This is a genomic window from Priestia megaterium, from assembly GCF_009497655.1.
Classification (GTDB): Bacteria; Bacillota; Bacilli; order Bacillales; family Bacillaceae_H; genus Priestia; species Priestia zanthoxyli.
The window spans coordinates 3,804,769-3,817,581 of record NZ_CP023317.1 but is presented as its reverse complement, the minus strand read 5'-3'; the positions used below and the strand labels follow the sequence as shown (position 1 = coordinate 3,817,581).

Below are 12,813 nucleotides of genomic sequence, written 5' to 3'. Positions count from 1 at the left end.
ATTTCGTTATGTCTCAATCTCTTTTTATATTGATTTTAATTGCTTCATCATTTCGTGAAAAGCGGCTGTGCTAACAAACTGTTCAGCGCTCCAGTTTGCTTCAATCCATTGAATCAGCTCGCTTGGTGTATTAAAAACTTCTCCGCTTGTATCTGCTTTGCGAAGCATATATCTACCGTTTTCTTCATCTGCAACTACTTCGCACGGAATGGCACTTTCATAACTTTGAAGTGAAAACTCCATTTATTCCACAACCTTTCTTAATTTATACCTGTTATAGCATCAGCTGCATGTAGAAAGTATGGGCAATTTTGTAAGTCTATTTAGCGTTTGCTAAACATATGTAAAGTATGTGGACAGTAAAATAGTTAGAAAAGTTTTTTTAGTCATTATTAATGAAAAATAATGATTTTTCTAAATTTTATGTGATATAATGTACAAATTAATAATGGTAGAAGAGGAAGGAAGTTGGTTATGAAACAACAAGTAGATAATCGAACAAAACACGTACATTTAGAGGACATCATGATTGCAAATCAATTGATTAAAGATGTTGTTGTGCATACACCACTACAGCGTAATGACGTTTTGTCTGAACGATATGAATGTAATATTTATTTAAAACGTGAGGATTTACAGGTGGTGCGCTCATTTAAAATCCGCGGTGCGTACAATCGAATCAAAAAGTTATCCCCAGAAGAATTAGAAAATGGAATTGCCTGTGCAAGTGCAGGAAACCACGCACAAGGTGTAGCATATGCGTGCCGTCATTTAAATATCGATGGTAAAATCTTTATGCCGAGCACAACGCCACGCCAAAAAATTAATCAAGTGAAATTTCTAGGCAAAGATAACGTAAAGGTCGTACTAATCGGAGATACGTTTGATGATTCTTATGAACAAGCTATTGCATGCAGTGAAGAGGAGCATCGAACATTTATTCATCCATTTAATGATGTAGACGTTATTGCAGGACAGGGTACAGTAGCCGTTGAAATGTTCAATGACTGTGAAGATGAAATTGACTACGTATTTGCGGGTATCGGCGGGGGCGGATTAATTTCCGGTGTCGGCACATACGTAAAAAGCATCTCGCCTCAAACAGCTGTGATTGGGGTAGAACCAGCAGGCGCGCCTGGTATGCAGACATCTTTAGCAAATGGAAATGTAGTGACGCTACCGGCAATCGATCCATTTGTAGACGGAGCAGCTGTTAAAACAGTTGGAACGCTTCCGTATGACATCAGTAAAGAGCTTGTGGACGATATTGTAGTTGTTCCTGAAGGCAAGGTTTGCACAACCATTTTATCTCTATACAATGAAAATGCGATTGTAGCAGAACCAGCAGGAGCTCTTTCGATTGCTGCTCTTGACTCATACCGTGAGCAAATTAAAGGAAAAACGGTTGTTTGCGTCATCAGCGGAGGCAACAATGACATTGGACGTATGCAAGAAATCAAAGAACGTTCGATGATTTATGAAGGATTACAGCATTATTTTATCGTTAACTTCCCTCAGCGCGCAGGAGCTCTTCGTGAATTTTTAGACGAAGTGCTTGGACCGACAGACGATATTTCGCGCTTTGAGTATACGAAAAAGAATAACAAAGACAGCGGGCCTGCACTTGTGGGAATCGAGCTTAAGCATAAAGAAGATTATTATCCACTAATTAATCGTATGGATAAAAAAGGATTTCCTTACACAGAAATTAATAAAGAAAGCAACTTGTTTCACTTATTTATTTAAATAGAAGGTCGTTTTAAAAAGGAATGCTTCATCAACTGTCGAATAAGTTGATGAAGCATTTTTATTTTAAAAAATATTTGTGTTTTCTTTTTATTTTATCAAGACAGAAAGTACCTCAAGCATTATAATAAAATAAACGGGTAAAAAGAGGGTTGATCGCCTTGCTATTAAAAAGCCTTGAATTTAAACATGTCAATGGTCAAAAAGTAAAAATTACTGAAATTCCAGTTTTAGAGGAAAATAGCACGTTTCGGTTCATGTTATCTGCAAAACTTGATTTATTTATTAGACAAATCACGAACGAATCAGTTCCGAAGCAAACCTACTCGTTTCAAGAATATTTAAAACGCGTGCTGAAATGGAAAGATTACGAACAGCTCTTTAAGTCTCATGTATTAAAGCATAATGCATAAACGTAAAAGTTGACTTTTCTGAATATTTCAGCAGAGTCAACTTTTTTTGTTGATCTAAAAGGTTGAACATGCATTTTACGAATTAGCAAAACTTGCATTCTATTATAACTATATTGTTGTAAGCGTTCATGTTATACTAGTCTGCAATGCATCTTATAGGGGTGAACACATGTCGAAAATTAAAGTGGTAACGGATTCAACAATTGATTTAACGTTGGAAGAAGCTGAAAAATACGGTATTGAGATGATACCTTTATGTATTAATATTGATAATGAAACATATTTGGATCGCGTGGAATTAACGCCGACAGATTTTATTGAAAAAATGAAAAATTCAAAAGAATTACCAAAAAGCTCTCAGCCGGCTATTGGTTCTTTTGTTGAAGTATATGAACGATTAGTGAGTGAAGGGTATGACGTCATTTCCATTCATATGACTGGAGGAATGAGCGGAACCGTTCGAGCAGCTGAAAGCGCGGCTCAAATGGTAGAAGGAAATATCACCGTTGTCGATTCTATGTACATTACAAAAGCTCTTTCGTTTCAAGTCTTTGAAGCGGTGAAAATGATTGAAGAGGGGCATACGGTAGAAGAAATTGTCGCGCGCTTGGAAGAGGTGCGTCAAAATACGAATCTTTTTGTCGTAGTCGATACGCTTGAAAATTTGGTTAAAGGTGGACGTATTGGACGTGGAAAAGGGCTAATCGGTTCTCTTTTAAATATTAAGCCAATTGCTTCCCTAGCTGACGGAGTATATACTCCTGTTGCTAAAGTGCGCAGTCATTCTCAAATTGTTAAGTTTTTAACGAAGCAGTTCGAAGAGCATACAGAAGGAAAAAGTATTAAAGGAGTAGGGCTTGTACATGCAGATGGACTTGGGCTCGCTTCTAAGCTAAAAGAATCAATCGTGAAGGCAAGAGGCTATACGCAATTTTCGATTGAAGATACGACGCCTATTATCTCGACGCATACGGGTATTGGTGCAATTGGTTTTATGTATTTTGCTGAATAAAGTGAGTTGCTTTTTGCAAGTCACTTTTTTGGCTTTCTCTTTTTTGGAAAAAGGAGAAAGAGAAGTGGACGAACGTGTGATATAATAGAATCAACTTTCTACCAGCGAATGCTGTGCTGGTTACTATTCTTTTGAATCCGGAGTATACCGATGAAAAAATATATTCGAAATTTGAGTGTGTTTAACAAAACGGTTTTATTTTCTACTTTAATTGTAGTTGCCCTTGGAGTCATTTCTTTAGCCATTAGCTATCAAGTTCAAAAAAAAATGGCAAAAGAGACGTTAACGCAGCATGTGTTAATTATGGCCGATTTATGGAGGGAGTCTTTATCTAAACAAGACGTAATAGCAGCAGTGGATTCAAGGAACGGGCCGATTCCTGAAAAAGACGAGCTAGAAAAGCAGTTCAGAAAGATTTATGAATTGCATCCGTCGTACTTGCAGGGATATATTATGACGACCGAAAAATTCAAATCGCATGGAAATAAGATTATCGTAACAGCGAATAAGAAAATTAAGCAATCGCTAGAGCCGTCCATGATTTATTATGGGGGAGAAGAATTTTACAAATCATTTAAGGAAGCAGAACGAAAAAAGAAAAATATCGTAACATCTACATACAAAGACGAATTCGGGACGTGGATAACCGTTTTATCGCCTATTACAAACAGCTCTGGAAAAGTTGTGGCTATTCTTGGTGTAGATGTAGATGCAAGCGCTATCTATATCTATCAAAAACGTTTAATTGTGTCTTTGGTCGTTGCGTTTACGCTTCTGTTTACCTTCATTATTGTGATTCAAGACTGGGGACTAAGGCGATTAATGTCGCCCCTTGGGGAATTAATAGAAGGAATTCAAGCGGTGAGTCAAGGGAAATTTGATGTGAAGCTGACACACGAAGATGATTCTGAGTTAGGGAATGTACACACAAGATTTAATGAAATGACCGAGCGGCTGCAGCAGCTTTTTCATCAAGTGTCAGTAACAAAAGAACACCTGAATGTAGAAACAGATCTCAGTCATACAAAAGACGGAATTACCAAAGCGATTGATGAATTGGAAGTTATTATGGAAAAAACGAGGATGCAAAAGGAATTGCAGCGAGCGGAGAAAATGAATGCAATTGGCCAATTAGCTGCTTCTGTAGCGCATGAAATTCGAAATCCTATGACGGTGGTAAAAGGGTTTTTGCAGCTGTTTCAAGATAACACAAAGCTTTCAAACACTGAATTAAGTTACATTCATCTTATGATTAATGAAATGGACAGAGCAGAAGCGATTATTCATGACTATTTATCGTTAGCCAAGCCGGATGTTCACCAGCATCGTTTTATTAACTGCTTGGAGTGTATTACAAGCTTAGTAGATTTATTATCTTCTTATGCTTTATTAACAAACAATATACTCATAGAATTAGACGCAAAAGAAGAGATGTATGTTCGCGGCAGCCGAAACGAATTGAATCAAGTTCTGCTTAATATTATGAAAAATGGAATTGAAGCCATGAGAGCTGGGGGAACGCTTCGAGTGGGGCTTTACAAGCGAGAAGGGCATGTACATATTCAAATTGAAGATACTGGTATAGGCATGACCAGTGAACAAGTGAACCGGCTAGGAACAGCGTTTTATTCTTTAAAAGAAAAAGGAACAGGGATTGGTCTGATGGTTTCTTATCAACTGGTGGAACAAATGAATGGAAGAATTGAAGTGGAAAGCATACCAGGAAAAGGTTCAACGTTTATCTTGATTTTCCCTAGCTATGACTAAACTTTAACCGTGCAGGAGGAACATATGAAAAGCTGGTCTTATAAATTGTTTTTTTTACTGCTTATTAGTTGCATGATGTTAACAGCCTGTGGTTCCAAAATAGAAAATCCGCTTAATTGGAAGATGGACTCTTTTTCTTATGTTAACCAAGATCAAAAGAAAGTAGGGCTAAGTCAGCTGAAAGGGAACGTTTGGGTAGCTAACTTTATCTTCACAAGCTGCGAAACCGTATGTCCCCCAATGACGGCTCATATGGCTAAATTACAAAAAATGGCTAAGGATGAAGGTCTGGACGTTCGCTTTGTTTCATTTAGCGTAGACCCTGAAGTGGACACTCCTCAGAAAATGAAGGACTATGCGACTAAATTTGGCGCTGATTTTTCGAATTGGGATTTCTTAACGGGCTATAAACAAGCGGAAATTGAAAAGTTTGCGCTGGATCAATTTAAGATGATTGTGAAAAAGCCGCAAGAAGATCCGCAGGTTATTCACGGTACGTATTTTTTTCTAATTGACAAAGATGGAGTGGTTCAAAAATCTTATCAGGGAGTGACTGATCCTCCTTATGATGATATGATAAAAGATATTAAAACCCTTCAGTAAGAGCTATAAAATCGTCAAATCTATCCGCCAAACACAGCTATCTTTACAGCGATGTGTGAGCGGATATTTTTATGAAAGAAACATGCTTATCCTTTTTTTTACATATACTATATATAAGAAACGTAGTAAAATATCAACTTGACATAGTATGATAAGATATAAAGATATAGTTATTCAGAGCGGTAAGCAGTATTGCTTGTGACAGCGAGAATACAGCATAGTTAGTAGGTGTTATGATGAGAAAATGGAAAAGTATAGTGATAAGCAGTATGAGTGCGGTGGTGTTAGCGAGCTGTTCGACGACGACTTTTTTGCCAACGGACAATAAAGAAGAAGCCGTTCAGAAAGAAGTGGATTTAACACCTAAAAAGCATATTCCGAAAGGCTTTTTCCCTGTAGATTTAGATATTGTAGCCATTGGCGACTCATTAACTGAAGGAGTAGGAGATGAGTCTAAAAAAGGCGGTTATGTACCATACTTAACTAAATACCTTTCTAAACAAAATGAAGTGCAAAATGTACGAACAGAGAATCTAGGCAAAAGAGGAAACCGGACGGATCAGCTATTAGCGAGGTTAAATCAGCCGGGAGTAGCAGCTGAAGTATCAAGAGCAGACATCGTTTTCTTGACGATTGGCGGCAATGACGTGATGAAAGTGGTAAGGGATTACTTTTACAATATCTCAATTAAGACGTTTGAATCACAGCAGTCAAAATATGAAAAACGTCTAAATGACGTGTTTTCACGCATACGTAAGCTTAATCCTAATGCCCATATTTATTTAATCGGTTTTTATAATCCATTCTTTAAATCGTTAAGTGATGTGAAAGAAATTAATGTCGTTATTAATGAATGGAATGCGGCAAGCGAGAAAATTGCTTCTCAATATGATAATGTAAGTTATGTAAAAATTGATGATATTTTTTATGATTCTGACGTAAATTTATTAGGGAAAGACGAGTTTCACCCTAATAAAAAAGGGTACAAACTAATGGCTGAGCGCATTAGTAAATCAATGGAGGAAGAAGATCCTCTCGTTGGAGACCAGAAAAAGGAAACAGCAGAAGAAGTTACATCTGATGAAAAAGAGAAAAACACGAAAGAGAGTGGGAACGAGTAAGGAGATTGTTATATGAAGAAGTGGAAAACCCTATTTATCGCGTTATTAGGGATTAATGTTCTAGGGGCTATCCTTATTATTGCGTTTATTTTTCAACCGGTTGACAAGGTCAATCCAACTCCCTCTGAAAAAGTAGAAGGAGACGCAGAACTAACTATTTTGGCTAAAAAAGCGGACTTAAATGTACTGATTGATAAATATTTAAAAAAAGAATTTAAGAATCAGCCGCTTAACTACAAAATTACTCTTACCGATGTAGTAAGAGTAGACGGAACGATTCAAGTATTCGGCGATGATATTAATATTCGAATGACATTTGATCCGATCGTACAAAAAAATGGAGATATTGTGCTTGAACAGCAGTCACTTTCTGTTGGAAAGCTGCAGCTGCCTGTCCGCACAGTGCTTCGATACGTAAATAATAATTTTGCGCTACCAGAATGGGTAACAATCGATCCAAAGAATGAATCAGTATACGTAGCGTTACAGCAGATGAAGTTAGAGAGTGATTTTGCTGTAAAAGTACAAAAGTTTGATTTAAAAAATGATGATATTCGCGTACGTTTAATTTCGCGCAGTGAATAAAAAAACCTTCCAATTTGGAAGGTTTTTTTTGTTAACGGTCTTGGGAAATCAGCGCTTCTAATGCAGGACGGTTTTTAGCAAATCCGACGGCATATACCGTATATGTTCGATTCGGGCGAAGGTTCAGTGCTGGGATTTCGAGTACTACATTTTTGGTTCCTGCTATGCGCACACTAAGTTGAACATGCATGGGGGATAAAGGCAAATATTTTGTGACTTCTTTAAACTGCACGCCAGAAAAAATGACGTCTCCACCTCTAGCCGCAATATCCACAGCAGGAGCATCAGGAGAAAGGTGCACAAACCGAAGCTTCGTTTCTCCACTTGGTACATCCGTATTGTCATAGATAAATAATAAATCAAGCTTGTTTAGCTCATCTACCGCCGCTACCGTGTAATTTTGGTTTCCTTCAAATGTAAATGATTCCGTTAAAACAGGTCTTCCCGTTTCTCCAGCGGGATAAATAGAAATTGTGTATCTTCCAGGTTCTTGTAATTCAATATAATCTGTTTCTTGTTTATAAGTTAAGTTGCGAATCACTCGTTTGTTGTTAATATAAATATCTACAGATGGAGAATCTGGAGAAGCGTGAAGTATACGAATTTGCGGCGGATTTACGCGTAAATTCGTATTTTCAGAAGAAGTTAAGATGGCCTGCTGGATATAGTACAAATGCTTTTGATAATAATGAATATGCTTAGATGGATCACTATACTTATAGTAGTTAGCTAGAAAATCGTATTTCATTGCTTTTTTAATATATTGATCAAAGGAATAATTAGCCATATGTTCAGCTCCCTTATTGTCGGAGTATAAAAACATTTCCATACGTAACCAAACATATGCTAAAACTCATAATTTATGCCGATCACTGATCACTCCCGAGACCTCCAAGAAGAAACAATGAGCCAAACGCCCTCTATGTGCATATACTGAATCAAATTATTGGCTGAAGGCTTATTGTACGACCGAATTTAGTATAGAAAAAAGGAGTGAGAGCATGCGTGATTTTTATGCTCGGATGCTACGGTTAATCATGTTAAGTTTTTTACTGCTGCTACTTTTAATTCAATTTACAGAGCGCTCTACTTCATTTAATCACATTACCCCCGCGCTAAATAAAGTAACCGAGCGAATTGAGCTGATTACCTATGATCAATAAATGTATGTTTTCTGCGTTTCGATATGTACTTGTTCTTTATGCAATTTGCTTTACATTTTTATTTGTTAGTACAGTTCCAAGCCTATTTGGTTTCACCGTGACCGTTCAAGAAACGGATTATCACCACCTGCATCGCGGAGATATAGTTGTCTTTAGAGAGGAATCATCTTCTTCAAAGAATGAACTTGTACTGGCCCATAATCAAGACCCTGATGTACTGGTTACAGCTCAAAGAAATTCTTTGCCTGCTTCTTTTAAAGTGATTGGAAGCTACGCATACCATCTCCCGTATATAGGGGTCATTATTGAGTTTATGAAAGATTTTACTACGCTACTGGTGATGGGCAGTATTTTACTTTTGTTGTTTTCGTATACGCTGCAGCCCAAAAGGCGAATATGGCGTAAGAGAAAGTAAAAAATGGGCGAATGCACATACAGGACAATCAACTAACGCATATAAAGTACAGTGTACGAAATGAAAAAAACAAGAGGAGAGATTGCTATGTATAACTACGATTGTTACGACCCATGCCATCACGGAGGCTATCACCACCTATATGATACTTGCCACTATCCAATTGGCGGTTATCATCATTGCGGAACGGGCCAGTCATTTGCATTAATTGTTGTGCTATTTATTTTATTAATCATCATTGGCTGCACTTGTTTTTGCTGATTAGGTCTCATTTGCTCGCATGTGCGAGCTTTTTATAAAAGATGGAAAAGGACAAACTTACATATAAATTGTTTAAATAATAAAAAAATTTTGCCAAATCAACATTTACCATATTATACTATAGCTAGTAACTCAATAAGCGAAGGTGAATATATGGAAAAGGAAAAAGTATTTCAACAGCTATTTTCAATGTCATTTACACCAATGCTCGTAATGAATATGGATGGCGATATTCAAATTTTAAATGAAGCTTGCTGCCACCTTTTTAAAACGACGGAGGAACGGCTTCTTTCCTGTAATGTATTTGAAGAGCCAAATCGCTTTTTTATTGAAAAGCATGAAGTGGAACCGTTAAGAAAGCAAGAGGAAGAAGTTGTTTTACTTAAGAAAAAAGTAGATCAGCAGTTTCCGATGCATATCCATATTCAGCGCACGGAAGAAGATATTCCGCTCTTAGTTGTTCAGTGGAAAGAGTTTTCCTCAAGTATTGAAAAGCAAGAGGAAGTCATTCGGAAAATGAAGCAATATAAGCAGTTTGTCCAGCAAAGTCAAGATGCATTTATTGTAACGAGAGAAGGCAGAATCCAATATTTGAATCCCGCTGGTGTTAAACTTCTTGGCGGCGAGAAAAAAGAAGAGTATATCGGGCGTCCTTGGCTTCACTTTATTCATCCCGAACATTTAGAAATTGTAAAAGAACGAATGGTTCAGCTGATGAATGGAATGTCCGTGAGGCCACGTGTTGATGTGAAACTATTGACTAAAAAAGGGGTCGTCATTATTGAATCTTCGGCAACCAAAATTAAGTTTGAAGGACAGGATGCCATTCAGTATATTATTCGCGACGTAACGGATCGAAAAAAATATGATGAAATGGCAAGCAAATCTGAAAAGCTTACAATGGTGAGCAAGCTAGCGGCAGGAGTAGCACATGAAATCCGTAATCCAATGACGGCGATTAAAGGGTTTATTCAGCTGCTAAAAGCATCGAAACAGTATAATGAAGAATACAATGATATTATGCTTGAAGAATTGAATCGCGTCGAATCCATTATTCAAGAATTTTTAACGCTGGCCAAGCCTAAAATTGAAAATTCATACCATCCGAAAAGTCTCAATCAAATCATACGTCACGTGACATTACTATTAGATACACACGCCAATTATAAAAATTGTCGTATTATTAATGAGATTAGTGATGAGATTACAATCTTTTGTGAAGAAAATGCGCTTAAACAAGTTTTTATTAATTTAATTCAAAATGCGCTTGAGTCAATGAGCAAAGGTACAGTTAAAGTTACCGTTGAGAAAAGAAATGAATACGGCATGGTCATTATCGAGGATGAAGGATGTGGAATTGATGAGCAATCTTTAGCTCGGCTAGGTGAACCATTTTATTCCACCAAACAAACAGGAACTGGGCTAGGATTAATGATTAGCTACCGAATAATCGAACAGCATCAAGGGCATATTTCATTTGCGAGTAAAGTAGGAGTAGGAACAAAAGTAGAAATTGCTCTTCCGTATATTAAAGAACCAGTGAACATTTCGTAGCGCTTGCTATTCGTTCGCTGGTTTTTATTTGGTTGAAATAAAAACGAATGTTTTTTTATTTTTTTATTTTAATGTTCGTGTATATTGTTGACTAAAGGGTTTGTTTTTGATATATTATCAAATGGCTAGAAAATAACCGAATGATAATAAAAAAAGAAAATTCGGTCAATAACTTTTATCTTTTACCCAAAGAAAAAAGATGATGGGAGAATGTACAATGAACTCAAATTATGATGTTATTGTGGTAGGGGCAGGACCCGCTGGAATTTTTACTTGCTATGAGCTAACGTTAAAATTACCGGAAGCAACTATTTTATTAATCGATAAAGGACACGATATCTATCGACGTAATTGTCCGATTCTTCAGAAAAAAATTGAAAAATGTCCGCCTGCAGTTGGCAGAAAAGAGTTTGCTGGCTGTTTGCCTGCTTGTTCTATCACAAATGGTTTCGGTGGAGCCGGCGCATATTCAGATGGGAAGTTTAATATCACCAGTGAATTTGGAGGCTGGATGACGGATTATCTGTCTGAATCACAGGTGGTAGATTTAATTAAATACGTGGATGAAATTAATTTAAAACACGGAGCAACCGATACGATTACGGATCCGTTAACTGATAAAGTTCGTGAAATTGAAAAACGCGGATACGCAGCAGGATTAAAGCTATTGCGTGCCCAAGTGCGTCATTTAGGAACAGAGCAAAATTTAGAAATTTTAAAAAGCATTTATGAATACTTAAAAGAAAAAATTGATATGCAGTATAAAACGGAAGTAGCCGATTTAATAACAGAAAAAGAAGATGGTCAGCATATCGTGCGCGGTATTGAATTGAAGAATGGTGACAGAATTACGGCTGATAAAGTCGTGGTTTCACCAGGTCGAGACGGCTCGAAGTGGATGAGCGACTTACTAAAAAAACGCCGTTTGAAAATGATTAACAATCAAGTAGACATCGGTGTTCGAGTAGAAACATCTAACGTTGTTATGGAAGAAATCAACAAGCACTTGTACGAAGGGAAATTTATTTACAATACGTCTGTAGGTACAAGAGTCAGAACGTTCTGCAGCAATCCTTCAGGGCATGTGGTAGTAGAGAATCATTCAGGGATTATGTTAGCAAATGGACACGCATACAAAGATCCGAAGCTTGGAAGTCAAAATACGAACTTTGCGCTGCTTGTTTCTCATAAATTTTCGGATCCATTTGATCAGCCGAACGAATATGCGCACGAAGTATCAAGATTAGCTAATATGCTGTCAAACGGAGGCTTAGTTGTTCAAAAGTATGGAGATATTTTAAAGGGGCGCCGTTCAACAGCGAATCGAATTAAAGAAGGCTTTTTAGAACCAACGTTAAAAGAAGCTGTCCCTGGTGATTTGGGTTTAGTGCTTCCATACAATACAATGAAAAGCTTAATTGAAATGACAGAAGCACTGGATCATGTAACGCCTGGGTTAGCATCTGAACATACGCTGTTTTACGGTGTGGAAGCGAAATTTTACTCCGCCCGTCCGAAGTTAAACGATAAGTTTGAAACTGAAATTTCCGGTTTATACGTGGGAGGAGACGGAGCTGGTATTACGCGAGGACTCGCGCAGGCAAGTGCGTGTGGTGTGTGGGTAGCGCGTGACATTGTTGAAAAATTAAAGAATCGTAAAGCAAGTTCTGAACCTGTTACTGTATAAAAAAAGAGGCCGTCACGGCCTCTTTTTTTTATGGGTTAAATAACGAGAGGGAATAAGTAAAAAGTAAAGAACTTGTACCGCTCCAACTCCGATAGTTTTATATGATAATTACCCGCTCCTTTTTTAAAAGATAGTAGGAAATCTATACTTCTATCTTGAGCAGAATTAAGTAGAATAAGGGGAATTGATAATGTCGATTTCTTCGCATCAATAAAGTCAGTGAAATTTTAGGGAGTGTATATCAAGCAGTACAAGGATAAAATCAACAGTTGGAAAGAGTTATTTTTTTGATAAGTAAAATATTTATGGAAGCAGTAAAGTACATGGATATTAGAATAATTATACATATTTATGAATGATATTAATGAGAAGAAAGTTCACTTTATAAACTATTTTTTGAATTAATTTTTTATTCATTAGATTGTAAGTCTTGTTAAATAGGTGTTTTTGGTTTATTGAAATATGGTGTAAATATTTTAAAATATA

The 12,813-nt window shown here is 37.0% G+C and carries 14 protein-coding genes; 12 read left to right on the top strand and 2 right to left on the bottom strand.

Translation table 11 applies throughout. The features are described 5' to 3' along the window. Nucleotides 1-24: 24 nt before the first annotated feature. Nucleotides 25-243 carry a hypothetical protein gene (locus CEQ83_RS19590; protein ID WP_028415130.1) on the bottom strand — a complete coding sequence of 73 codons (219 nt, stop codon included), beginning with the start codon at nt 241-243 and terminating at the stop codon, nt 25-27. 231 nt (nt 244-474) lie between these two features. On the opposite strand from CEQ83_RS19590, the gene ilvA reads away from it, so the two are divergent. The 7 genes from ilvA (at nt 475) to CEQ83_RS19555 (ending at nt 7,247) form a co-directional block, all read left to right on the top strand. Beyond that, nucleotides 475-1,746 (top strand): threonine ammonia-lyase IlvA, encoded by a 1,272-nt coding sequence (gene ilvA, locus CEQ83_RS19585; protein ID WP_013084697.1) that lies wholly within the window; start codon nt 475-477, stop codon nt 1,744-1,746. A gap of 161 nt (nt 1,747-1,907) precedes the next feature. After that, entirely contained in the window at nt 1,908-2,159 is a 252-nt protein-coding gene (locus CEQ83_RS19580) for a DUF2535 family protein (RefSeq protein WP_137738921.1), read from the top strand. A gap of 169 nt (nt 2,160-2,328) precedes the next feature. Then, nucleotides 2,329-3,171 (top strand): DegV family protein, encoded by an 843-nt coding sequence (locus CEQ83_RS19575; RefSeq protein WP_028415129.1) that lies wholly within the window; start codon nt 2,329-2,331, stop codon nt 3,169-3,171. A 150-nt stretch (nt 3,172-3,321) separates the two neighbouring features. Beyond that, complete coding sequence (locus CEQ83_RS19570; protein ID WP_028415128.1) at nt 3,322-4,938, top strand: ATP-binding protein; 1,617 nt, start codon at nt 3,322-3,324, stop codon at nt 4,936-4,938. Between the two features lie 24 nt (nt 4,939-4,962). After that, nucleotides 4,963-5,541, top strand: a complete 579-nt coding sequence (locus CEQ83_RS19565) for an SCO family protein (RefSeq protein WP_028415127.1) — start codon at nt 4,963-4,965, stop codon at nt 5,539-5,541. Nucleotides 5,542-5,777: 236 nt separating this feature from the next. Then, a complete protein-coding gene (locus CEQ83_RS19560) occupies nt 5,778-6,662 on the top strand; it encodes an SGNH/GDSL hydrolase family protein (RefSeq protein ID WP_014458541.1) in 885 nt (294 codons plus the stop codon). Nucleotides 6,663-6,674: 12 nt separating this feature from the next. Continuing rightward, on the top strand, nt 6,675-7,247 hold the full coding sequence (locus CEQ83_RS19555; protein WP_028415126.1) for a YpmS family protein: 573 nt from the start codon (nt 6,675-6,677) through the stop codon (nt 7,245-7,247). Nucleotides 7,248-7,278: 31 nt separating this feature from the next. On the opposite strand, the gene CEQ83_RS19550 is transcribed toward CEQ83_RS19555, so the two are convergent. Then, entirely contained in the window at nt 7,279-8,034 is a 756-nt protein-coding gene (locus CEQ83_RS19550; RefSeq protein WP_014458542.1) for a DUF4397 domain-containing protein, read from the bottom strand. A 214-nt stretch (nt 8,035-8,248) separates the two neighbouring features. On the opposite strand from CEQ83_RS19550, the gene CEQ83_RS27255 reads away from it, so the two are divergent. The 5 genes from CEQ83_RS27255 to CEQ83_RS19530 all read left to right on the top strand — a co-directional run bounded on the left by CEQ83_RS27255 (nt 8,249) and on the right by CEQ83_RS19530 (nt 12,327). Further along, nucleotides 8,249-8,410, top strand: coding sequence for a hypothetical protein (locus tag CEQ83_RS27255; protein WP_165573653.1), 162 nt, complete (start codon nt 8,249-8,251; stop codon nt 8,408-8,410). Beyond that, a complete protein-coding gene (locus tag CEQ83_RS19545; protein ID WP_224980524.1) occupies nt 8,400-8,825 on the top strand; it encodes a hypothetical protein in 426 nt (141 codons plus the stop codon). The genes CEQ83_RS27255 and CEQ83_RS19545 overlap by 11 nt, the downstream gene beginning before the upstream one ends. A gap of 87 nt (nt 8,826-8,912) precedes the next feature. Beyond that, nucleotides 8,913-9,086 carry a YjcZ family sporulation protein gene (locus CEQ83_RS19540; protein ID WP_080518349.1) on the top strand — a complete coding sequence of 58 codons (174 nt, stop codon included), beginning with the start codon at nt 8,913-8,915 and terminating at the stop codon, nt 9,084-9,086. A 153-nt stretch (nt 9,087-9,239) separates the two neighbouring features. Further along, nucleotides 9,240-10,640 carry an ATP-binding protein gene (locus tag CEQ83_RS19535; RefSeq protein ID WP_028415123.1) on the top strand — a complete coding sequence of 467 codons (1,401 nt, stop codon included), beginning with the start codon at nt 9,240-9,242 and terminating at the stop codon, nt 10,638-10,640. A 217-nt stretch (nt 10,641-10,857) separates the two neighbouring features. Further along, the gene (locus tag CEQ83_RS19530; protein ID WP_028415122.1) at nt 10,858-12,327 is read left to right on the top strand and encodes an NAD(P)/FAD-dependent oxidoreductase; all 1,470 of its coding nucleotides are present in this window, start codon (nt 10,858-10,860) and stop codon (nt 12,325-12,327) included. Nucleotides 12,328-12,813: the final 486 nt, after the last annotated feature.